This is a genomic window from Butyricimonas sp., from assembly GCF_019423355.1.
In the GTDB taxonomy this organism is placed as follows: domain Bacteria; phylum Bacteroidota; class Bacteroidia; order Bacteroidales; family Marinifilaceae; genus Butyricimonas; species Butyricimonas faecihominis.
On sequence record NZ_JAHZBP010000015.1, the window covers coordinates 70921 to 95108 of the forward strand.

Annotated in this window: 14 protein-coding genes and 1 tRNA gene; 9 read left to right on the forward strand and 6 right to left on the reverse strand. The window is 42.2% G+C overall.

The window, feature by feature from the left end:
- Window positions 1-392 precede the first annotated feature (392 nt).
- Both QVC79_RS17010 and tamL read left to right on the forward strand, forming a co-directional pair.
- Window positions 393-5063: a translocation/assembly module TamB domain-containing protein gene (locus QVC79_RS17010; RefSeq protein ID WP_270595670.1), complete on the forward strand. Its 4671-nt coding sequence runs from the start codon at window positions 393-395 to the stop codon at window positions 5061-5063.
- Window positions 5044-7365: a translocation and assembly module lipoprotein TamL gene (gene tamL / locus QVC79_RS17015; protein ID WP_270595671.1), complete on the forward strand. Its 2322-nt coding sequence runs from the start codon at window positions 5044-5046 to the stop codon at window positions 7363-7365. Before QVC79_RS17010 ends, tamL begins: the two co-directional genes overlap by 20 nt.
- 331 nt (window positions 7366-7696) lie before the next feature.
- Here the strand turns inward: tamL and QVC79_RS17020 are convergent, their stop codons facing one another.
- The 5 genes from QVC79_RS17020 to QVC79_RS17040 form a co-directional block, all read right to left on the reverse strand.
- Window positions 7697-9046, reverse strand: coding sequence for a porin (locus QVC79_RS17020; RefSeq protein WP_124316057.1), 1350 nt, complete (start codon window positions 9044-9046; stop codon window positions 7697-7699).
- Window positions 9047-9065: 19 nt separating this feature from the next.
- Window positions 9066-10592 carry a glycerophosphodiester phosphodiesterase family protein gene (locus QVC79_RS17025; RefSeq protein WP_270595672.1) on the reverse strand — a complete coding sequence of 509 codons (1527 nt, stop codon included), beginning with the start codon at window positions 10590-10592 and terminating at the stop codon, window positions 9066-9068.
- 31 nt (window positions 10593-10623) lie between these two features.
- Window positions 10624-12024, reverse strand: coding sequence for a phosphoglycerate transporter protein PgtP (pgtP, locus tag QVC79_RS17030; protein WP_151412241.1), 1401 nt, complete (start codon window positions 12022-12024; stop codon window positions 10624-10626).
- Between the two features lie 185 nt (window positions 12025-12209).
- A complete protein-coding gene (locus tag QVC79_RS17035) occupies window positions 12210-13442 on the reverse strand; it encodes a site-specific integrase (protein ID WP_270595700.1) in 1233 nt (410 codons plus the stop codon).
- A gap of 327 nt (window positions 13443-13769) precedes the next feature.
- Window positions 13770-14189: a helix-turn-helix domain-containing protein gene (locus QVC79_RS17040; protein ID WP_124317650.1), complete on the reverse strand. Its 420-nt coding sequence runs from the start codon at window positions 14187-14189 to the stop codon at window positions 13770-13772.
- Between the two features lie 528 nt (window positions 14190-14717).
- On the opposite strand from QVC79_RS17040, the gene glpA reads away from it, so the two are divergent.
- The 7 genes from glpA (at window position 14718) to QVC79_RS17075 (ending at window position 23803) form a co-directional block, all read left to right on the forward strand.
- Window positions 14718-16343: an anaerobic glycerol-3-phosphate dehydrogenase subunit A gene (glpA, locus tag QVC79_RS17045; protein ID WP_124318288.1), complete on the forward strand. Its 1626-nt coding sequence runs from the start codon at window positions 14718-14720 to the stop codon at window positions 16341-16343.
- A 1-nt stretch (window position 16344) separates the two neighbouring features.
- Window positions 16345-17601 carry a glycerol-3-phosphate dehydrogenase subunit GlpB gene (gene glpB / locus QVC79_RS17050; protein ID WP_270595699.1) on the forward strand — a complete coding sequence of 419 codons (1257 nt, stop codon included), beginning with the start codon at window positions 16345-16347 and terminating at the stop codon, window positions 17599-17601.
- Window positions 17602-17608: 7 nt separating this feature from the next.
- Complete coding sequence (glpC, locus tag QVC79_RS17055) at window positions 17609-18826, forward strand: anaerobic glycerol-3-phosphate dehydrogenase subunit GlpC (RefSeq protein ID WP_270595698.1); 1218 nt, start codon at window positions 17609-17611, stop codon at window positions 18824-18826.
- Window positions 18827-19172: 346 nt separating this feature from the next.
- Window positions 19173-20573 carry a phosphoglycerate transporter protein PgtP gene (gene pgtP / locus QVC79_RS17060; RefSeq protein ID WP_151412241.1) on the forward strand — a complete coding sequence of 467 codons (1401 nt, stop codon included), beginning with the start codon at window positions 19173-19175 and terminating at the stop codon, window positions 20571-20573.
- A gap of 60 nt (window positions 20574-20633) precedes the next feature.
- Window positions 20634-21575, forward strand: a complete 942-nt coding sequence (locus QVC79_RS17065) for an HAD family hydrolase (RefSeq protein ID WP_270595695.1) — start codon at window positions 20634-20636, stop codon at window positions 21573-21575.
- A 51-nt stretch (window positions 21576-21626) separates the two neighbouring features.
- A complete protein-coding gene (locus QVC79_RS17070) occupies window positions 21627-22793 on the forward strand; it encodes a porin (RefSeq protein ID WP_270595694.1) in 1167 nt (388 codons plus the stop codon).
- Window positions 22794-22834: 41 nt separating this feature from the next.
- A complete protein-coding gene (locus tag QVC79_RS17075; RefSeq protein ID WP_124317655.1) occupies window positions 22835-23803 on the forward strand; it encodes a YncE family protein in 969 nt (322 codons plus the stop codon).
- 223 nt (window positions 23804-24026) lie between these two features.
- Here the strand turns inward: QVC79_RS17075 and QVC79_RS17080 are convergent.
- A tRNA-Thr gene (locus QVC79_RS17080) sits at window positions 24027-24098 on the reverse strand.
- Window positions 24099-24188: the final 90 nt, after the last annotated feature.

A 24188-nucleotide genomic window follows, 5' to 3' on the forward strand; every position in this document is an offset into this window, starting at 1 on the left:
AATGATAGGTTCTATTCAATGTTAGATTCCGCCTACCAAAATGCAAGATTACGAAAAAAAAATGAAGAAAAAAACACTATTTCGAATGGTTATGAATAAGATGTTGTCGGATAGTGTTTTAGGGAATGATATTCTGCATATAAATTTGTACTACTCCGTAACTCTATGGTTTAGTTGTTCGTTAAATTAAGCATTCGGTTTGTGGGTTGAGGAAAAGTATTATTGGGAAATGTGAGGTAAAAGCCTTGTCCCTAGTGGTCGAATTGGAGAAATAATTGTAGTTTTGTAGTTGATTAATCTTTGATGAAGAAAGGAAAATGAGATTTTTGCGAAAGCTTTTTAAATATATATTGAGAATTATCTTGGTTCTTTTTTCTTTGGTAATTCTTATCATGATTCTTTTGTATGTTCCAGCCATCCAGAATTTTGTGAAAGGGAAGGCGGAGCAGTACGTGAATAATAATTTGGACATGAAACTGTCGGTTGGGCGGATTTTGTTGAAATTTCCACTCGACTTGGCCGTTGAAAAGATTTATCTGGGACAGACGGAAAAAGACACGATGCTGTATGCCGATGTGATTCAGGTGAATGTTGCATTGACAAAACTTTTAAAGAAGGAAGTTGAAGTACGTCGTTTAGTCGTGGAGAATGCAGCGGTTAATTTCGGGGATTCTCTTTCCGGATTGAAAATGAATGTCGTTTTGAAGGAACTGAATCTTCGGGTGGATCGGTTGAATCTGTCCCAACAGGAGGCAGAGATCCCTTTCGTTGCTTTAAAAGGAGGAAAAATCCGGATGAATTTAGGCGGTGGGGAGTCTGCGGTTGATACAACCGGGGGGAGTGAGCCGGTTCGCTGGCGTTTTAAGGTTGGAGAGGTAACAATCGATAGCATTGATTATCAGTTGCAGGGGCTGCCTATGGGGGAATTCCATGCTGGGGTGGGAGAGGCTCGACTGAATGGAATGGATGTGGGGCTGGAAAAACAAACTGTTGAGCTAGAGAAAATCATGTTGCTTCGTGGTTTTTGCGATCTACTGATGGCAGAATCTACCGGGGAGCAAAGTGGAGCAGGGGTGGCGACGGAAGAAAGTATGCCTTGGCAAGTTCGGGTGGGGACGGTCGAGTTGGAGGATAATCGTTTTTTAATGAAACCGATGAGTGTTCCTGTTGATGCGGAGCAGTTCCCGGAAACAATTCGTATATCAGCGCTTTCGTTGAAAGTGGATAGCGTGTTCAATAAAGGAACAGAGGTGGCGGCAATTGTTCAAAATTTACGTTTCAAGGAAGGAAATGGATTAGATTTGCGAGATTTGTCTTGTCGGGTCAGTTTGGAAAGTGAACAGACTAACGTGTCGAATCTGATTTTAAAAACGAGTAATAGTCAATTGAAAATGAATGTTCGGGCGGAATCCGGGATAAGTGATTTCGGTATGGAAACTCCTTTTCAGTTATCGATTGATGGAAATATTGCCGGGCGGGATGTGCTATTATTTATGCCGGACTCCAATGATCAGTTAAATAACTGGTTATCGGATAAAGTTTTTTCTTTGTCTGGATTGATAAAGGGTAAGGTCGATCAGTTGAATATTGCTCATTTTGATGTTGGTGCAACAGGAGGTTTTTCTTTGAAGAGTGAGGGGAATGTGACATTCGTGACAGATATGGAAAAGGTTGCGGGAAAATTGGATATTGCGTTTGTCGTTGATCGGGGAGAGTATTTCGCACCTTTGTTGTCAGAGGATGGGGAGGCCGGATTGGTTATTCCGGATCATCTGTCATTAGTGACGGGTGTTAATATAGCGGATCAGGCGGTAAAAGTGGATATGGAGTTGAATCCCGGACGAGGAATATTACGTGCTGTTGCGGGCTATGGCTGGAAAGAAAATACCTATCGTGCAGAAGTTCATTTGAAAGATTTCGCTTTGGATAAATTCATGCCGAATGATTCGTTGGGGGTGATCACGGCTAATCTTTTGGCATCGGGCCGGGGCCTTGATTGGAAAGAGGCGATGGCGAAAGTGGATTTTGAATTAGCCTCCTTATATTATAACGGGTACGATTATAAAAATGTCGTTTTGGATGCGGCATTGAAGGATCGGGAGTTGGCCGGGGAACTATGGAGTGATAATCAGGAATTGAATTTGGGAATGAAATTCCGGTTACGGGCAGATGAGAACGCGTACAAGATAAATTTGAATGGAGATATTAAAAATGTAGATCTGAAAGGATTACATTTTATGTCGGAAAATATGGCTTTTTCCTTGGGACTGAATGTTGATGCAGAATTGAAGGCGGACAGTACATCGTCTTTACGGGCTGATTTTTCGAATATTGTTTTGCAGGATCTTGCTACCCGTAAGTTGGGAAATCTGGATATTACTTTCTCCGGTCTGCGAAACAAGACGTTGTTGGATGTCAAGGCGGGAGACTTGACCATGAAGTTTGAAGGGGATGGTGGAGGCTACACGTTAGTCGATCGTTTTAGTGCAGCTAGCGGATTGTTGGTTGAGCAGATTGAGAAGCATGATTTTAACATGGTGAGATTGAACGAACTGTTACCTGATTTCCGGTTAACCATAGATGCCAAGCAAGAAAATTTATTGAATGGTTACCTGAAAAGTAACGGAATTCGTTTTGAACGAATGGCTATAGATTTAGGAACAGATGTTTCCCATGATTTCGAGTTAAGTTCAAAGGTTTATGGATTGAATATCGAGGGAATCGTTCTGGATAGTGTGTTGATGTATGCAAAACAGAAGGACGTGGCTTTACGTTATGGCGTGGATGTTTTCGGAGCTAAAGATCAATTGGAAGGATTGGCCCAGCTGACCGTGGAAGGAAACGTGGAGTATGATCAGATAAACGTGAGAATACGTGAACACGCGAACGAGGAAGGGGAAATATTCAATATCGGGGCTAATATTGCTTTGCAGGATAGTGCTTTTAGCGTGAGTATTTCTCCCGATCCTCTTATCTTGGGATATGTTTCATGGCAAATAAACCGGGGCAATTTTATTCGTTTGAAACAAGGGGAAATTCCGGCAGCTAACTTGCAATTGCTGAATGGAGACAAGCGGATTCGTTTGATTTCGGAAGAAGATGCAGATCACAAACCGGCCTCCTTGATTGTAGATATTAAAGGTGTTGATTTGGGCGGTTTGTCTAAAGCGCTGTCATTTATCCCGGATATATCCGGTTTGTTAGGGATTGATGTGCAGATGTATAGCAAAAATAACGTGATTGATGTTAATGGGACGGTTAATGTGGACGAATTTTATTACGGGAAAGAGCGTGTGGGAGATTTGGGATTAGGTATTGAATATCGGTTGTCGCAACAGACAGAGCATGACGTGGATTTTTCCTTGTCGGTGGATGGGGTAAAGGCGCTTTTGGCTAAAGGTAGATTAATGACAGGGGTTGAAGATAAAAATATGGCCTTGGATATAGACATCCCTAAATTCCCTTTGCGGGTTGCGGGAGCCTTTACTCCTCCGGGTATAATGAAATTGGATGGAGACATGATCGGGGCTTTTCAAGTGAAGGGACAAATGGATCAACCATTGATAAATGGAGATTTGCGTTTCAAGGACGGAACCATAGAAGCTTTGATGATCGGGACGACCTTTAAAATAGATTCTTCGGCTATCGTGATTCATGATAATCTTTTGGATTTTAATCATTTCGGGTTGATTGCTCCTAATAAACAGCGATTAGAACTATTGGGAACGGTTGATTTCGCATCCTTCTCGGCCATAAAGATGGATGCCTCTGTTCAAGCTAAGAATTTCCAAGCCATGAAGGTGAAAGAAAATACGGAGACCATGGTTTACGGGAAAGTGTTTGTTGATCTCTCGGCAACCTTGAAAGGAATGTTGGATAATCTGAAGGTCAGGGGAAATATTAACTTGCTGGATAATAGTGAAGTCTATTACACGTTGAAATCTTCGCCTTTGGAATTGACGGACCGGAGTGCGGATGTCGTGCGCTTCGTTTCGTTCAGCGACACGACTCAATTGGCTGCGGCCGATGAGTTGCAGCAGATTAGTTCCGTGAATCTGGATTTGCTCATGTCCGTGAATATCGCACCGTTAGTTGGGTTGAATGTGTTGCTGTCGTCGAATGGGCAGAACCGGGTAGCAATAAATGGCGGGGGAAATCTGACTTATACATTGAATCCGGTGGGAGAGACCCGCCTCGTGGGAAGATACGTTCTGACGAGTGGAATCGTTTCTTACGGTCTGCCGGTGATCGGGCAGAAGGATTTCAAGATACAAGACGGTAGTTTCGTGGAATGGACTGGGGATCTGGCTAATCCGACCCTGAATATAACGGCAGCGGAGACAATTTCGGCTAGCGTGACGGATGATAGCCAGAAATCCCGCCTAGTGACGTTCAATGCCATGATCAAAATTTCAAACACGTTGGAGAAACTGGACATCACGTTTGATCTTGCAGCGGAAGGGGATATAACGATACAGAACCAATTGGCAGCGATGACAGCCGAGGAGCGTTCAAAGGAGGCGATGAACATGATGATTTACGGAACTTATTCCGGGCCGGGGACGGTGGCAAAGTCCAATGCTTCTGATAATGCCCTGAATAATTTCGTGGAAAATGAATTGAATCAATGGTCTCGGAAACATTTGAAGAATATGGATTTGACGTTTGGTATTAATACCTATAATCAAGTGTCAGAGGCAGGAGAATCCAAGAAAACGGATTATTCTTATCAATTTTCGAAACGACTGTTTAATAATAAGGTGCGGGTGAAAGTCGGGGGGCGAATCTCCACGGATAATGACCCTGCGGCCGGGGGAGTGGAGGAGAATCTTGTGGATGACATTGCCATCGAGTACGTGTTTGGAAAGAATCCGAACTTTTTTCTAAAGATCTTCCGGCACACGGGCTACGAGAGTGTCTTGGAGGGTGAAGTGACGCAAACCGGTATCGGTGTGGTATTAAGAAAGAATTTCCAAAAATTTATGGATATATTCCGCCGTAAAAAGAAAGTACAAGTAGAATCCAAAATAGAACCGATAGAAAATGAAAAGTCTGGGAAATAGTTTATTTGTTATTATAGTATTCATGATATTGGGTAGCTCTTGTTCTCAGACGAAGAGGTTGACCGAAGGTGAGGTGTTATACACCGGGGTGAAGAAGATGAATATAGAGACCGCCAAAGGGGTAAAGTTGGAGGGACCGAAAAGTTCGGCTATTTCCGGTCCGTTAGGTTTCCCGCCTAATAACCCGTTGTATGCTCCTTACATACGTTCCCCGTTTCCGGTTGGGTTGTGGGTGTATAACTGGAATGTGAAGAAAGAGAAGGGATTAAAGCATTGGTTATACAAAAAATTGGCCAAGAAACCCGTGTTAATCTCTGATGTACAGCCGGAACTACGCTTGAAAGTGGTGGAGAATGCTGCCAGCGAATACGGTTATTTCGGGGTGAAATCCAGTTACGAGATTATTCCGAACAAACGGAATCCCAAGAAAGCGAAAATCAGTTATAATGTTTATGTGCCGGAAGCTTACTTGCTGGGAACTGTTGAATTTTGGGGCTGGACGGGGAGAATGGATAGTCTGATACAGAGAACGCAACGGGGGTGCTTGTTAAAATCCGGGGCGGAGTATAATTTGTACACGATGGAAGATGAGCGAACCCGGATAACTAAAATGTTCCGGAATAGCGGGTATTATTATTTTCAATCGGATTATATCGAATTTTTGGTTGACACGACACGCGAAAGGCGGGTAGCGGATGTTCGTATTGCTTTGAAACATGGTGTCCCGGCGGTAGCCTTGCAACCGTACAAGGTGGGAAACGTGGAACTTGTTCTGGAAAATTCCGATCAGTCAGAGACACAAGATACCTTGTCTTATAAGGGGATAGAGGTGAAATACACGAAACCGTTGGACGTGAAGCCCAAGGTCCTCGCTCGTTCCATGCATTTACTTCCCGGAGACACTTATTCGTTCTGGCGACAGAATCGAACGCAGACGAGTCTGGCCCGGCTTGGGATTTTTAAATATACCAACCTGAACGTGACCCGGGCGGATAGCGTGAAAAAGTCCGGTTTCGGAAGTTTGGACTTTAGTATTAATGCCGTGTACGACTTACCGATAGAGACGGAAATAGAAGTAGATGTTTCCTCTAAATCCAATAATTTGCTCGGGCCCGGTTTGTCGTTGGGAATAACGAATAAGAATTTATTCCGGGGCGGGGAGAACCTGACCTTTAAGTTGAATGGGGCTTACGAATGGGAAATCGGGGATAAAAAGACAAATTCAAATTCCGGGTTAATCAATTCTTACGAGTTAGGTGTGAACGTCGGTTTGTCATTGCCTCGCTTGCTGGTACCTAACTTCCTGAAAAGTAGCAAGGAGTTTGCTGAACGTACGAATTTCCAGATTGGAGTAGATTTTTTGAATCGCCATACTTTTTTCCGGATGCTTTCTTTCACGGGATCTCTCAGTTATGATTTTCAAAGCTCGTGGCGAGTGTTCCACACGATAACACCTTTGAAGATCACGTACACCCATTTGTTGCAGACTTCGAAAGAATTTGATGAAACGATGGAGAATAACCCGGCGATAGCGATGAGTTTTAAAAATCAGTTGATTCCTTCCATGTCCTATTCGTACACTTATGACAGGGCGGCAACAAGACGGAATCCCAATCGATTGTACTGGCAGAATACGATTATGTCGGCAGGAAACATTCTTTCCGCCGTACAATATATCACGGGAAATCATCAGGGGCAAAACAAGAAGTTGTTCGGTAATATCTACTCGCAATTCTTGAAATTAACCTCTGAAGTAATCGTGTACCGTAAGATAACGGAAACCTCTCTACTGGCAACCCGCTTTATGGGGGGCATCGGTTGTGCTTACGGGAATTCCCGGGTGATGCCGTATAGCGAGCAATTTTATATCGGGGGAGCAAATAGTATCCGGGCGTTCACGATCCGGTCAATTGGGCCCGGTAGCTATCATCAGGAAAGTGATAACAAAACGGCTTATCTGGATCAGACGGGAGATATTAAATTGGAAGGGAACGTGGAACTTCGTTTCAAAATCATGTATCAACTGAATGGGGCTATCTTTTTGGATGCCGGTAACGTGTGGTTGTTGCGGAATGACCCGAAACGTCCGGGCGGGGAGTTTAAGTTGGCAGGTTTGTTAAAAGAGATTGCTTTGGGAACAGGTTTCGGCCTACGTTATGACTTTGGTTTTATCGTACTCCGGGGTGATCTGGGAATTGCTTTGCATACTCCTTACAAGAATCCGGATAAGTCGGGATATTATAATATCCCCAAGTTCAAGGATGGTTTAAGGTTCCACTTGGCGATCGGTTACCCGTTCTAAAGAAAAATATTGGCGTGAGATGACTTGAATTGTCATACTTTTATCGGCTTGATATTTCCTTTTGTACCCTTACTTTTGTTGATTATATTTTGAATTAAGTGAGAGTTAAGGGGGAGTTAAGTTATCAAGTAAGAGGAATTGACGTGTCCCCTAGGTTTTAAACCCGTTTAGCAACTGGCTTTGCTGTTTAGATAGAATATTTGTGAGATATTTGGAATGACCTATTTCCCCGTTACTTCCCCTTTATTTTGTTCCGGGTTTAAAATAAAAGAGCGTGCCATGCGGACACGCTCTTCTGGTGTGATTTCTTTTTCTAAAATTTTCCTGACAATTAGAATGCAAACATTACTCGTAATTGCAGTTGATGAAAATTCTCGTCATCCGGGAAATATACGTTACTCAAGTTAGCATATTGATATTCTCCCATGATTTTAATGTATTGATTGAAAGAATAATTCAATCCAAGTGTTACCGAGTGCATGGTACCCCCGTCAATACTAGAAGAATAGGGATAGTCTACAACTTTTCCGTTCGGGTAGAACTTGTGATTACCAATCAAGAAAATGTCCCCGTCAGTAATATCTGTTAAGTTCGTGCAAGAGTAGCGAGCTACGAGTTCCAAACCGCCTTTGTCACCCATGCCTTTTAATAAACCGTATTCGTCATCGTAGGTATAAGCTTTACCGCAAAGCAGGTAACCGAATTCCACGTAACCACCGTTCATGATCGTGGGACGCAATTTGTTTCCACTTCTCCATCCTTCAACATTCGTCCAACTTTGTTGGCCACCTAATTGACTTTCAAACAAGGTTTGATCATCACGGTCTTTCCATACTTTTTTCCAGATGAATTCTCCGCGAGCAAATACACGGTCGCTCTTGAATAAGAATTCAGGACTGATCGTGAAGGCATCTTTTGCCCAAGGAAGGTCACAACTTAAAAATTTAGTAGTTTCATCCACGTAAGTTTGCATGTTGGCAGCCACGTGCATGTTCGTTTTATAAACGCCATCTTGGTAAACCTCTCCACCGTTAATTCTTTGGTAACGTAATCCTGTACCGAATTGTAAGGTGATGTTGTTATCGTTGATAGGTTTCCATAACCAACGTCCACTTAAGCTAAATCCTTGATAACCTTCTTCTTGCTCGTTGTATTTCAATTGAGAGAAAATACCTTGATCGGCAAAGAAATGTCTGTTGAAGAATTTGTAAGTGGCTCCCAGTGACCGTCCCGGATCCAATGCTTGGGAAACTGACGGGCGGCTGATAAAGTGATAGTTATATGAGCTGGTCATCATGCTCATGCTTGACGGCTCGTTATAATAACCGGCTTTTACCAAATGGATTCCTTTTAAACTTTCTTTGAAGGTATATTGTGCGAATAGGTTTTTTTGGCTGAATTCACCGTTACCGAAGCCGAAGTCCGCGTAGATAAACAATTTTCCGTAAGTTAAAGAGGCGTGAATACGAGCGTCCGTGATGGCAGCACCGGATTTCATCGGGGTCCATTCCGTGTGATAATAAGCTACGTCTGCAAACATACGACCACCGATGCTTGCTTTAAGATTGTTTTCTTTATTGACATATTTCAATAAAGGATTTACATCTTCTTGGGCTTTCACTGCAGTGGTAGATAACATTGCGGCTACCATCATGGCAGGTAATAATATGTATTTTTTCATTACAATAATCGATTAAAAATTATTTTTCGTAACCTAAATTATCCAGTACCTCACGTGCATCCGGAATTTTCGTTGGTGCGGGAGATTTTCTGTAACCAAAGTCAACCATGTATTGAAGACTCATATCCGTGTGGTTCGTGAAGAATGCATCCAAGTAAGGAGCCTCGTAACGGGAACCACCATCACTTCCCCAGTTGTATTGGCCGAAATATTTAGCCATTTGGTCATAAGTATCGAATGAATACGGGTGATTCTTCATTTTTGCACGGTGGATCAAGTTGTGTTGCCACGGATAATTTAATTCAGGATAGTTGTTCGGGGCTCCGGCAATACAGGGTCCAATGAAATGTGCTTTGTATTTTACTGCCAAGTTGATGAAAGAGGCATATCCTTGAGGATCATCGTAAGTTAAGTCTGTTGCTCCGGTTCCTTTCCATAACAAGAAACACATCGGAACTTGACCATCAAATAGGTCGCATACGCGAGTTAAACTTTGTAACGAGAAAGTTTGAAGAATAACTTTTCCATTCGTGTTACCAACGTTAATTTTACCGTCTTTGTAGAAAGGATTGCTTTCAGATTCTTCACCTCCGGCGATAATGTTCATGTTAAGCTTTTCAGCGAATCCGGTTACATTTTCCATTTTTAACTCGTTGTATACCATTTGTTCAAAGTTAGATGGATTTAACCACGGCTCTTTGAATTCGATATAAATTCCGGGGATGTTTCCACTCGTACCGAGATCATCTTTAACATAGCCGAATTCATAACGAACAACTTTATCTTTTACACCGAAGTTTACCGGATTACTGAATTCTTCATTCGTTGCAACCATCTTTTTTACGACTCTTTCATTTTCGAGAGCATCTCCCCAGATATTTACATGACCTGTGGGTAGTGGGGCATCTTGAGCATACCTTTCCAATTTGAATCCTTTGGAATACATGATCAAGTCCTGAAGGGTAGAGATGTATTGATGATTCTCAGAAAATCCTTTACGGGCTTGTTCTTGACTAACAGCATCTTGATTGAACCAAGTTCCTGCATCCAAAAGCATCAATTCGTAGTAAGTATAAGAGCAGGGATAGTTGGGAACGAATGCTTTTTTATCCACGTCAATCAATGAATCGATTTTTTGTGCGCTGTAACCTAAAAGGTCATAATATTCCCTTCTTGTTTTTTCCGGGAATCTTTCACCAAAAACATCTTCAATATTTGTGGTACGTTTTAAGTCCGTGTCATGCAAGGCTAGAATAACACCGTCCTTAGAAACCTGTAAGTCTGCCTCCAGATAATCGGCTCCCATTTCACGAGCCCAACGATAAGCAGCTTCGGTTTCTTCCGGAGTCCAGTACGTGGAACCACGGTGAGCTACTACTGCATACTGGGGAACGTAATCCCGTACTTTTTGTAATTCTGTTGATAGGGTGTCTACATGTACACGCTCAGAGTCAACAAACGTGTCGTTAAATTTCTGATTTTCGCATGACATGAAAGCCAAGGCTATGCTACATGCCATTGCAATTCTCCATGATTTATTAACCATAATTTATTAAATTTGAATTATTTGGTATTCATTATTTTCTATTTTGCACAAGGTATTGTTCCTCCTTGTAAGTAAAGCCGACGAAAACGATCGACAAGGCACAAGCGATAAGCAACAGCACGAACGTCCCGTCCCACCCGAACGAACTTTCCGCCACGTATCCCATCACCACGTTCGCCAGGATAGCCGTCCCGAAGAAGTACCCGAAGAACCCGGTCAACCCGGCCGATGTCCCGGCCGCGTTCTTGGGAGCGAGGTCAAGAGCCTGCACCCCGATAAGCATCACCGGGCCGTAGATGAAGAAACCGATGGCGATCAAGGATAGCGTGACAATCATGTAGTTATCCGAGAACTGCCAGTAAAGGAAGATAAACAAGGCCACCAAGGCCATGAATATGATCGTCGTGATAGCGCGGCGTCCCTTGAACACCACGTCACTCAACCACCCGCAAACGAGGGTCCCGGGGATAGCCGCGAACTCGTAAGCGAAATAAGCCCAGCCGGCCTCTTTAATATCATACCCTTGCGCCTCCTTCAAGTAGGTCGGGGCCCAGTCCAGACAACCGTAACGAACCATGTAAACGAAGGCGTTAGCGATGGCGATAAACCACAACATCTTGTTATTCAGCACGTACTTGAAGAAAATCTCTCTCGTGGTGAGGACCTCTTCCTGTTTCTCGCTGTAATTCTTGGGGTAATCGTTCCGCCATTTCTCTATCGTCGGTAACCCGCAGGACTGCGGGGTGTCACGAATCAACACGTACGCCAGCAGGGCCACGAACAGGGCCACCGCCGCCGGGAAAATATAGGTACCAATGATAAAGTACTTTGAACTGTCCACCCCGTAGAACCACGACCCGAACCACATGGCGCCGTACACGGCCATCGGGCCCACGAGAGCGCCACCCACGTTATGGGCGCAATTCCAGATAGACATTTTCGTCCCGCGCTCCTTCACGGAGAACCAGTGAGTCATCACGCGGCCGCAGGGAGGCCATCCCATCCCGTTAAACCACCCGACTAGGAAGTTCAACACCGCCATGATCACGATGGAGGTCGTGCTTGCCCCGAACAGCTCGATCGGCACGGCCATGAACATCATGGACAGGGCCGCCAATGCCAATCCTAGAGGAAGGAACACGCGGGCGTTGCTACGATCCGAAACGCTCCCCATCAAGAATTTCGACAGGGCGTAGGCCACCGCGTTCAACGACAACACGATACTCAGCGATCCCTTGTCGAACCCGTAAGGTCCGGCGGGGTCTGTTAGAAACGGCATCGCCATCGAGAAGTTCTTCCGCACGATGTAATAGCCGGCGTAACCGATGAAGATGCCGACGAAGACCTGCCAACGCAGGCTCTTGTAAGTCGAGTCGATCTTACCTTCCGGTAATAAATCCTTGTGAGGTGCTGGTTTTAAAAAATTCCACATGTTATTAGATTTTTATTGTAAAAACCATTTACAACTACCTAACAACTTAATTACAAGAATATTAATAAAATTCGATTGATAAAGAGGTAATGCCTTAGTAGCTGTTCTAACTTGTATTTTGCATCATAAAAAGGATGGATAAAACCTCACAAATTTATTCATCCTTTTCGTTGTTCACAACAAACCTAGATTGTCGCTGTTAGTTGTTTTTCTAATCCAGCTAATTTCTGTGAAAGAAGTTCCATATCCCTGCTCACCTTCTCGTTCGTTATCTTTGCATAAATCTGCGTGGTTTTTATATTTGTGTGGCCTAGAATTCGACTTACGGTTTCAATGGGCATTCCTTTCGCCAATGTAAGCGAAGTTGAAAAGGTGTGACGGCCCACGTGAAAAGTAAGTTTAATCTTGAATCCGCATTGTTTACCGATGTTTTTCAATATATTATTACATGACCAGTTACTTGGAACGGCAAATAAACGATCATCCCCGGTCTTGCCTTCATATTTTGCAATTATTCGTTTGGGCACATCCAATAGTCGGATATTCGAATCGACATTTGTTTTCTGCCTACGCGTGATGATCCATAAATGGCCATCCAAGAATGTTTGCAGGTTATTCTTGGTTAAATTTTTAATATCGGAATAGGCCAATCCCGTAAATGCCGCAAAAACAAATAGATCACGCACAAGCTCATAGGATTTATTTTTCATGGGGGTTTTCATTAACAATTGTAGTTCCTCTTCCGAAAGAAAGCCCCGATCCACTTGTTCAGGACTGATCATATAACCTGCAAATGGATTAACAACAAGTAACCCTTCATTTCGTGCAACGGAGATAATATGCTTTACTCCGATCATATACAACCAAATTGTATTTGTACAACATCCCCGGACCGTACGTAAAAAATGCTCGAAACCGTTAATAAAAGAGAGATTTAATTCTTTTAATGATATATCTTCACGATTATATTCTTTCAGAATGTAAGCTTGCATTAGTTTATAAAGATTACAATATTTTTTGTACGTATTCTGGGTTCGACCGTTACCTACCTTACGAGCAAATAATTCATTATGCCAAGCGAACAACTTGAGAAACATATCTTGCTTTATACCAATTCCCAAATAAGCATTTTTTACTTGTTCAGCTGTAACACCTCCACCCGCTTGTATCATTTCTTGATAACGATTGTTTATTGTTACCCGAATTTGTTCCAACTGCCGGTTTATATCTTTCGCTTTCTCACTTTTCCCCATGGCTTTCCCTGCCTTACTGTCCCATAATTCAGGTGGAACGCTCATTTTAAGACTGAATTGAACAATTCCCTTGTTTATAGTTATTCTTCCCATTAATGGTAGGCTGTTATCACTTTTGGGAACGTTACGCTTGACGTAAAATAACAACTTGAATGTACTACGCATAATTCTTAATTTTTTTTATAATTGATAAGAAGTCAAAATAAAGTAAACACTTCCCATTTGACAAATTTTAGATATAATGAAGTTTACTCTTGCATCATTTATCATTCAAGAGTACATATAAAAAAGCAATTCTTTCATCTCTAAAAAGTAAAACTTAAAGTGCAAGAATTGTTTAAAGTATATTTGCAGCTTGCTAAATCAAGGTAACGGATAAGTAACTGAACAAACTCTTTATTATATTTCAATATTTGAAGGGATACAACCTCTATATTTCATCTTGCAAAGATAAATTACAGGGAGCTTGTATAATCCAATATTGTATGACTCTTAAAGCTTTTCAAATAATTTTTCCAACAAGATGGTCAACTTTCCTAACAAGACTTCATTCATTGTCATTAACTTTCTGACTTCTTCATCTCTAGCTTGTAACGAAGACGCTTGTTTGCCTACAATTTCTACAAGATGGCGAACCGTGAGTTCGTCGTTATCCCGCACAGAAAGATCTCTAGAAGTTTCCGCCGTTGCTGTATCTCCCTTACGATATTTGTCGCCTTCACCTGTTAAAAGCCATCTTCGATTTACTCCCAACAAACGACTCATCACTTCCAACTTTGTAGTGTCGGGTTTTGTTTTATTTTTCAAGTAGTTGGAAATCGTTGTTGCTGACATATGTAAGGCTTTCGCTACTTTATATTTTGTATACCCCTGCTCGTCCATTACCTTTTGTAATCTTTCTGAAAATGACATACCGCTTTATTTAGAATTACTATAAATTATGTTACTCTATCAAAAATAATCCAACATAAATTTGTTTTCATCCAAATTTGTACTATCTTTGAACATCGTTTGTTACAAATATAGCGATTATTGGTGAAAACCCCAAGCAATTGGGGCATGTTAATCGGTTGGTGATGTGAGGAGACAAAGCATTTTCCCGTTATGCTTTTTGTCTCCTCTTTTTTCTCAAGTATACCTTTTATTATATACAAAATTCATATACCATTATTATAGTGATAATTCTTCGTATAATCACAAATGAATACATTCCTAGAATACAAACGATTAAATGATAATCATGCTCTTCTACTTTATTAATATGGAATTTTGAAACTATTGAAATAAGATCCTCATGTATTTCTTTTTTCAGATTATTTTATTTCATTCGAAATAAAAATACTTTTCTTTTGTTTCGTTTTGATCAAAAAAATTGCTTTTAAATTTTGATATGTTTCGTTTTATTCATTTCTTTGTAGTGAAAAATAAAATTTCATACACATGAAGCAGAACGAAACTACACAATCGTTTGATGTGATAATCATCGGAGGTGGCGCTACCGGCGCCGGAACTGCCAGAGATTGCTCTCGCAGGGGTATAAAAACACTTCTATTGGAAAGATTCGACATCTCAACCGGTGCCACGGGGAGAAATCACGGCTTATTGCACAGTGGAGCCCGTTACGCCGTGACCGACAAAGAGTCCGCAGAAGAATGTATCAAAGAGAATATGACGCTCCGCAAAATTGCCAGTCATTGTGTAGAAGAAACAGATGGTTTATTCCTAAGTTTACCCGAGGATGATCTCAGCTATCAGGCTAAATTTGTCGAGGCGTGTAAGCAGGCGGGAATTCGTGCGGACATCATCGACCCGAAAGAAGCATTACGTCTAGAACCATCTGCAAACCGGGATATTATCGGGGCGGTAAGAGTACCGGATGGCGCCGTGGACCCGTTTCGCCTGACAGCATCCAACGTGATGGACGCCAAATTACATGGAGCAACGATACTCACATACCAAGAAGTCATCGAGATCATGCGAGAGCAAAATCGGGTGATTGGAGTAAAAGTTCTAGATCATAAAACAAACGAAATCAAATCCTATTATGCTACTATTGTTGTCAATGCCGGAGGAATCTGGGGACATAATATAGCAAAACTTGTGGATATTAATATAAACATGTTGCCTTCGAAAGGAGCATTACTGATTTTTGGACATCGAGTAAACAATATCGTCCTGAACAGGTGTCGTAAACCAGCCGATGCTGACATTCTTGTTCCGGGCGACACGATCTGCCTCATTGGAACAACATCTAGTAAAGTGCCTTTTGAAGAAATTGATCACATGAAAGTAACCCCGGAAGAGGTTGACATGCTGTTACAAGAAGGGGAAAAGATGGCACCCATTCTGGCTCAAACTCGTATATTAAGAGCATATGCCGGAGTGCGCCCGCTAGTTGCGTCTGACAACGATCCTAGCGGCCGAAGTGTAAGTCGGGGAATCGTACTCTTGGATCATGCAACCCGTGACGGGTTGGAAGGATTTATCACGATCACGGGAGGGAAATTAATGACCTACCGGTTAATGGCCGAGTGGACAACAGATTTGATATGCAAAAAACTCAACCTTTCTGCCATTTGTACGACAGCCACGGAAAAGCTTCCTGGTTCAAGGGAGAGTATAGAAGAAATCAGCAAAAAAATCATATCCGTACCTCTTACGCAACGCAATTCGACGATTTACAGGCATGGAGATATGGCCGATCGTTTTTCTGAAAATACGCCATTAGACAATAGCTTGATATGTGAATGCGAAGAGGTTTCTGTTGGCGAGGCAAAATACGCTTTAAACGAGCTGGATGTAAACAATCTGGTTGACTTGAGACGAAGAACTCGCGTCGGCATGGGAACCTGCCAAGGAGAACTTTGCGCGTGTCGTGCAGCTGGTTTAATGAGTGATATGAATAAAGTATGCACGAATAGAGCCAAGGCAGATCTTGCCTCTTTCTTGAACGAAAGATGGAAAGGGATGTCGCCCATTGCCTGGGGAGACACGTTACGCGAGAGTGAGTATACGGCCTGGATTTATGAAGGCGTTTGTGGTTTAACATCATCATCTAAGAAATAACATGAAATTCGATACAATCATCATCGGTGGTGGCTTATCCGGCTTAATTAGTGGAATTTATTTATCCCAACGGGGGCAGCGATGTGTTATCATATCATCGGGACAAAGTGCTTTGCATTTTTCTTCCGGTTCATTTGATTTGTTAAATAATTTACCCGATGGGACAAGCGTCCAAAAACCATTGGATGCGATAAGCGAACTCGTCAAACAAGCTCCCACGCATCCTTATGCCAAACTTGGCGAAAATAAGTTTAAGGAATTAACCCGACAAGCGGAAGAATTTTTAAAAAATGCAGGAATTTCGACCCAAGGGGATCACGAAGAGAATCATTATCGAGTGACTCCAATGGGGACATTGAAACCCACTTGGCTCACGCTTAAAAATTTATTAATAAGCGAAAACGAAAAATGTTTACCAATCCAGCATCCGGGCATCTTTAACATCACGGGATTCCTTGATTTTTACACGCGATTCATCGCGGATGAATTCCTAAAAATGGGAGCCAAATGCAGTATTCATTCTATCAATTTCCCGGCTCTTGAAAATTTGCGCAAGAATCCGACAGAGATGCGCTCCGTTAATATTGCCCGGGTATTTGACAAGCAGGAAAATATAGAAGAATTAGCCCGAATACTAAAAGCGGAAAGCGGAGATTGTGATTCAATTATTTTACCCGCAATCACGGGGTTGAATCGGGAAGATGTGGTAGATTACTTGCGAAAAGAAATCAACAAACCAATCTATCTCTTGCCAACTCTTCCTCCTTCCGTTCCTGGTATACATACACAACAAAAACTTCGTTCTGTTTTCCAACAAAATGGAGGTGTTTTCATGCTGGGAGATAATGTTTTACGCGCAGATATAAAAGGTAACAGAATTTCACAGATTTACTCTTTCAATCATGGGGACATTCCTTTCGTTGGACAAAATTTTATTCTTGCCACAGGAAGCTATTTCAGTCAAGGATTGATTGCCAGTACAGAAAAAATATACGAACCAATTTTTGATCTCGATGTAACATTTGCCCCGAATAGAACACAATGGTATAATAGCGATGTGTTTGATGCACAACCTTATCAATCTTTCGGGATCAAAACCGACAACACGTTCCGTTGTACCCGAGAAGGCAAAATCTTTGAGAATCTTTATGCAGCCGGGGCAATCCTTGAGGGATTCAATCCTTTGAAAGAGGGATGCGGGGCAGGAGTTTCCATTTTGAGTGCCATGTATATAGCAGAACAGATTTTAAGTAAATAAAGAAGCCATGAATCTCCAACAACATAATATCAGCGACAACAATTTTGAACAATGTATCAAATGTACGATCTGTACCGTTTATTGTCCTGTAGCAGCAGTAAATCCCAATTATCCGGGTCCCAAACAAGCAGGCCCCGATGGAGAACGCCTACGGTTGAAAAAATTCAACTTCTATGATGAATCCTTGAAATATTGTATTAACTGTAAAAGATGTGAAGTCGCTTGTCCTTCGAACGTGAAAATCGGAGACATTATCCAAGCAGCTCGAATTAAATATAGCAAAAAACAACCGAAACTCCGAGACTATATTCTAGCCAATACAGATCTTGTCGGAACGTTATCCACTCCGTTTGCCCCGATCGTGAATACAACTTTGGGCCTAAAGCCGGTGAAGGCAATTTTGGATGGGGTTATGAAAATCGACCATCGACGCACGTTCCCCAAATACGCTTTCGGCACTTTCGAAAGTTGGTATAAAAAAGTCGCAGAGAAACAAGCCGCCTATCCAAGCCAAGTAAGCTATTTCCATGGGTGTTACGTGAATTACAACAATCCTCAGCTGGGAAAAGATTTAATTAAGGTCATGAATGCTTTTAGCATCGGGGTGCAACTTTTAGAAAAAGAAAAGTGCTGTGGGGTCGCCTTGATTTCCAACGGATTGATCAAACAAGCGCAAAAACAGGCTCGTACGAATATAAATTCGATTCGAAAGTCCGTGTTGGAGAAAAAAATGCCCGTGATAGCAACGTCTTCAACCTGCACGTTTACGATTCGAGACGAGTATCCTCACTTGTTGGATATTGATAACGCTGATGTTCGTGAGGACGTGGAGTTGGCTACCCGGTATATCTATCGTTTATTAAGCCAAAAGAAAACAAAATTGAATTTCAAAACAGGGCAGAAAATCAAGGTCGCCTACCACACGCCCTGCCACATGGAAAAACTGGGATGGGCTTACTATTCTATCGAGTTGTTGAAATTAATCCCGAATATCGAATTAACCATATTAGATTCGCAATGTTGCGGTATTGCGGGAACCTACGGTTTCAAAAAAGAGAATTATAAAACCTCTCAAAACATAGGAGAACCTTTATTCAAGCAAATAGAAGCGCTTGACATTGATTACGTGGTTACCGATTGCGAAACATGCAAATGGCAAATCGAAATGTCCACCTCCAAACGTTGCGAACATCCTATATCAATATTAGCCAATGCATTAGAGTGATTTTAATTCCATCACTCTAATGCATTTTTTGATTATATATCGAAAATCAATGTGTTAAAATCAAAATTCAAACGATTTTTTTTCGAAAAACATTTTGTTTTAAAATTCAATTCTCATACATTTGTTGCATAATGAAACAATGCGATTGCGAAAAAGAAAGCAATCGATTTCGATTTCATTCGAGGAAGGAAGAAGTGCGGCGTCCATTAAAAGAATGATAATTATGAATCGGCAAAGAAACACGATACAAGAATGTATTTTTTTGGGAGGGTAGAACAAGTCCGTAGAGCCAAAAAAACGTGGAAGTGTGTTTATAACAAAATATTTTTACAATAAATCTAATAACATGTGGAATTTTTTAAAACCAGCACCTCACAAGGATTTATTACCGGAAGGTAAGATCGACTCGACTTACAAGAGCCTGCGTTGGCAGGTCTTCGTCGGCATCTTCATCGGTTACGCCGGCTATTACATCGTGCGGAAGAACTTCTCGATGGCGATGCCGTTTCTAACAGACCCCGCCGGACCTTACGGGTTCGACAAGGGATCGCTGAGTATCGTGTTGTCGTTGAACGCGGTGGCCTACGCCCTGTCGAAATTCTTGATGGGGAGCGTTTCGGATCGTAGCAACGCCCGCGTGTTCCTTCCTCTAGGATTGGCATTGGCGGCCCTGTCCATGATGTTCATGGCCGTGCCGATCGAGCTGTTCGGGGCAAGCACGACCTCCATCGTGATCATGGCGGTGTTGAACTTCCTAGTCGGGTGGTTTAACGGGATGGGATGGCCTCCCTGCGGCCGCGTGATGACTCACTGGTTCTCCGTGAAGGAGCGCGGGACGAAAATGTCTATCTGGAATTGCGCCCATAACGTGGGTGGCGCTCTCGTGGGCCCGATGGCCGTGTACGGCGCCATGTGGTTCGGGTCGTGGTTCTACGGGGTGGACAGTTCAAAGTACTTTATCATTGGTACCTATATTTTCCCGGCGGCGGTGGCCCTGTTCGTGGCCCTGCTGGCGTACGTGTTGATTCGTGACACCCCGCAGTCCTGCGGGTTACCGACGATAGAGAAATGGCGGAACGATTACCCCAAGAATTACAGCGAGAAACAGGAAGAGGTCCTCACCACGAGAGAGATTTTCTTCAAGTACGTGCTGAATAACAAGATGTTGTGGTTTATCGCCATCGCTAACGCCTTCGTTTACATGGTTCGTTACGGTTGTCTGGACTGGGCCCCGACCTACTTGAAGGAGGCGCAAGGGTATGATATTAAAGAGGCCGGCTGGGCTTATTTCGCTTACGAGTTCGCGGCTATCCCCGGGACCCTCGTTTGCGGGTGGTTGAGTGACGTGGTGTTCAAGGGACGCCGCGCTATCACGACGATCATATTCATGGCCTTGGTGGCCTTGTTTATCTTCCTTTACTGGCAGTTCTCGGATAACTACATGATTGTCACGCTATCCTTGATCGCCATCGGTTTCTTCATCTACGGCCCGGTGATGCTTATCGGGGTGCAGGCTCTTGACCTCGCTCCCAAGAACGCGGCCGGGACATCGGCCGGGTTGACCGGGTTCTTCGGGTACTTCTTCGGGACGGCTATCCTGGCGAACGTGGTGATGGGATACGTGGCGGAAAGTTCGTTCGGGTGGGACGGGACGTTCGTGCTGTTGCTTATCGCTTGTGCCTTGTCGATCGTTTTCGTCGGCTTTACTTACAAGGAGGAACAATACCTTGTGCAAAATAGAAAATAATGATGCCTTATTGAGGTGAAGAAATAGAATTATTCTGATCAACAATAAAAAATAAATTGTATGAATACAAAACATTTGACGAAAGGAATAGTGGTTATATTGTTGCTATTCATTACGTCCTCGATTTACGCGCAGACTTACCGGGAGATCAAAGGGTGGTCAAAGGAAATTAATGAGAGAATTGAAACATTCTTGAATACGACTTTAACCATGAATATTCGTAAAGTAGCGGTATTCGACGGGGATGGAACTGTGATCGGGCAAGCACCACACTATTTGGCGGATGAAGCTTTATATCGTTATGCCGATAAATATTATAAGGGCAAAAATGATAAGGTTTCCAAGGAAAAAATGGCTATTTTGAATCGGATGGTAAAAGACGGTAATAACGTGGGGAAGGTTTATGTCGAAGATCGTGCCCACTTTTTGGCGGGAATGACTCCGGAGGAAGTGGCAAAGTTGGGGTATGATTGCTATGTGGAGTCATATCAAGGAAAGTTTTACCCGGAAATGAAACAGCTTATAGCTAATTTGAAAGAGTATGGATTTGAGGTTTGGATATTGACAGCTTCTCCCGAGTTTTTATATCAAAAATTTTTATCAGAGGAATTGGGAATCCCCGAAGTAAATATTCTCGGGATGAAGTCTGTCGTGGTAGATGGGGTGTTGACAAATGAGATCGTGTTACCGATTCCGCAAGATGATGGGAAAGCGAATGTTATCCCGACTTTCATTAAAACTCGTCCACTTGTAGTGGGGGGAAATAGCCGGGGAGACATGGATATGCTAAACCAGTCTTGTGGTTTGAAGATTGTGGTGAACCCGGATGATAAAACTGTCCGGGGGCCGGAAGACGGTCCGATGCATGGTCTAACGGTGAAAGGGTACTGGGAAAAAGAAGGAGCCGTTATTGTTCGGTGCAATGATGTCCGAAATCCGAAAGTGCGTTTCCATACTTCAGAGTGGGGAATCAGAGAAAATGTGATTAATCCTAAAGAATAATTCTGTGAAGAATTATCCCGCATAGTTACAATAAACTTAATTTATGTCATTATGAAAAAAAACTATTTATTAAATGTATTGGTGTTATGTTGTGCCCTTTTTGTATGTACAATTGTCCGGGCCGAGTCTGATAAAGACGAACCTTCTAACACGAAAAGCGAGGTCGCACAAGCCAATAACGACGACCTTACAAAACAAGTAAATAAACTTCTTTCGATATTGCCTAAATTCTCTGGTTATATTCAAACCGGTTATAACTGGGGGGACAAGAATGGGGATAACAGATCATCATTCCAATTGAAACGTATGCGTTTGATCATTGATAAAAAAGTTTCAAAAACCTTTGATTTCCGTGCCCAGTTGGAGTGTTTCTCCGGATCGGTTGATAACTCTGCCTACAAGAAAAAAGTGATCACGGTAATGGACGCTTTTGTTAATGCTCATATCACTGATGCTTTGCATTTCCGTGCAGGTCAATATTATTTGCCGCTTGGTTTCGAGAATTATGATATTTCTCCGTCTACTTTAGAGACCGTGGATTTCTCGAACATCTGTTACCGTATGGTGTGTCGTAATGCGATCTCTTCTGCAGATCTTATTGATTATGGTCGTGATCTTGGAGTGATGGCTTATGGAGACCTTTTCAAAAGCAAAGATCAAAAATTTAGCTATCTGAGTTATCAGTTATCATTGACGAACGGTTATCTCCCGACATTGAACGATGACAATAAATCGAAAGATCTTGTGGGTCGTATTACAATCCGTCCGGTAGAGAAATTGCGTATCATCGGTTGTTACAATTGGGGAGAATATAAAGGTTTGAACGAAAATGGAGATGCGAAGGATTATCTTCCGATGAATCGTTTTATCACCGGTGCTTGGTATTATGATCCGAATGGTCTTGATGTTCGTGCAGAATACGGCCATATTCAAAGTGATGATGCTAACGTGAAGGAAGATGGTTTTTATGTGCTTGCAGCGTATAAGATTGGTAAGTTCTTACCGGTTGTACGTTATGATATGTACCGTGACAAAGCAGCCAAGACTTCTGCAAACAACAAGGATAACTTCCTTTTAGGTTGTACCTATGAAATAATCAAGGATGTTAAGTTCCAGGTAAATTATACCATTTCGGCTTATCCTGACAAGGTAAAAGATGCTGGAACAAGAACTGGTACGGGTAATAGCTTGCAAATCATGTGTCTTCTTAAATTCTAATAATACTTAATCTTTTTACCAACAAATTAAATTATTGGATTATGAATAAATTATTTTTCGCTCTGGCATTACTTTTTGTAGGAATGTCTGCAAATGCCCAACATCTGGGAACTGAGTATCGATTGAAAAGAGTTATTCCCGTGGCAGGACGTCAAGGAATTGCTATCGACAGTAACTATTATTATGTTTCCGACACCAAAGTTCTTTATAAGTATGATAAGCAAGGTAATCTTGTCATGAAGAACGATCAACCGTTCCAGAATCCTAAAATTGCTAACCACTTTGGGGATATTGACGTGTACAATGGAGAGATCTATTGCGGTATCGAGAAATTCGAATACGGACGTGGTTACAATATTGCCGTGTCAATTTATGACGCAGAGACTTTAAAATGGAAACGTGATCTTCCTTGGTCTCCTGAATCAGGACAGGTAGAGGTGTCTGGGCTTGCTGTTGATCGTGAGAAAAATATGGTTTGGATGTCTGACTGGGTGGATAGTCGTTACGTGTATTGCTATAGTCTTGAAACAGGACAATACTACACGAAAATGCAATGTCGTCCGACTCCCTACTGGTGCCAAGGAATCTTTATCGCTGACGGGAAAATGCTTTTCACTTCAGATGATGGAGAATCTTTATATAATATTCCAGATAATATTTATGTTGCTGACATTACGGAAGTGCATTTCACCGGTTTGCAGGAAGGAACTGAAGTGGTTAAAGATACTCCGTTCAGTGTGAAACTTGACAAAAACGGAAAGCCTGTAATGCGTAAAGGTAAAATTGCTGCAGGGGCAAAAGCCGGAAGAGTTGAGTTGTTTCGTGAGATGAGTGATTTCCGTCGTTCTGGAGAGATTGAAGGTCTTTCAATTGACCCGGTAAATGATGATTTGGTTGTTTTAAATAATCGTGGTACATTAATCGTTCTTGGTATGTCACAAGGTCCGTTCAAGGAAGAAGGGTATACCGGAGAAATTCATGAACTTTATATCTACGAGAAAGTAAAATAATTCTTAGCGAAGGAATCTGAGTTAGAAATAGACGATCCCCGAAGGTTTTATAAAAAACTCTGGGGATCGTCCTTTTTTATGTTCGACTTTAGAAATCACGAGTAGTTATTTGATCTTACATTGAATTACAATGTCCTGTATGATAAGGATTTGTTTAGTGTAACTATCTGAATGATAGTATAATAAAACAAAAAAGCAGCCAATTTATTGACTGCCACCTTTGAGCTGTTAATGGGATTTGAACCCATGACCTCTTCCTTACCAAGGAAGTGCTCTACCCCTGAGCTACAACAGCAACTTAAAAAAGAACTTACTCACTTTTCTTCCCTTCTTTTGAGCCTCTTGTCGGATTCGAACCAACGACCCCGAGATTACAAATCACGTG

Excerpts from the sequence above, each read along its gene's own strand:
- QVC79_RS17010 (WP_270595670.1), top strand. The coding sequence starts at position 393 with ATGATTCTTTTGTATGTTCCAGCCATCCAGAATTTTGTGAAAGGGAAG.
- tamL (WP_270595671.1), top strand. The coding sequence starts at position 5,044 with ATGAAAAGTCTGGGAAATAGTTTATTTGTTATTATAGTATTCATGATA.
- QVC79_RS17020 (WP_124316057.1), bottom strand. The coding sequence starts at position 9,046 with ATGAAAAAATACATATTATTACCTGCCATGATGGTAGCCGCAATGTTA.
- QVC79_RS17025 (WP_270595672.1), bottom strand. The coding sequence starts at position 10,592 with ATGGTTAATAAATCATGGAGAATTGCAATGGCATGTAGCATAGCCTTG.
- pgtP (WP_151412241.1), bottom strand. The coding sequence starts at position 12,024 with ATGTGGAATTTTTTAAAACCAGCACCTCACAAGGATTTATTACCGGAA.
- QVC79_RS17035 (WP_270595700.1), bottom strand. The coding sequence starts at position 13,442 with ATGCGTAGTACATTCAAGTTGTTATTTTACGTCAAGCGTAACGTTCCC.
- QVC79_RS17040 (WP_124317650.1), bottom strand. The coding sequence starts at position 14,189 with ATGTCATTTTCAGAAAGATTACAAAAGGTAATGGACGAGCAGGGGTAT.
- glpA (WP_124318288.1), top strand. The coding sequence starts at position 14,718 with ATGAAGCAGAACGAAACTACACAATCGTTTGATGTGATAATCATCGGA.
- glpB (WP_270595699.1), top strand. The coding sequence starts at position 16,345 with ATGAAATTCGATACAATCATCATCGGTGGTGGCTTATCCGGCTTAATT.
- glpC (WP_270595698.1), top strand. The coding sequence starts at position 17,609 with ATGAATCTCCAACAACATAATATCAGCGACAACAATTTTGAACAATGT.
- pgtP (WP_151412241.1), top strand. The coding sequence starts at position 19,173 with ATGTGGAATTTTTTAAAACCAGCACCTCACAAGGATTTATTACCGGAA.
- QVC79_RS17065 (WP_270595695.1), top strand. The coding sequence starts at position 20,634 with ATGAATACAAAACATTTGACGAAAGGAATAGTGGTTATATTGTTGCTA.
- QVC79_RS17070 (WP_270595694.1), top strand. The coding sequence starts at position 21,627 with ATGAAAAAAAACTATTTATTAAATGTATTGGTGTTATGTTGTGCCCTT.
- QVC79_RS17075 (WP_124317655.1), top strand. The coding sequence starts at position 22,835 with ATGAATAAATTATTTTTCGCTCTGGCATTACTTTTTGTAGGAATGTCT.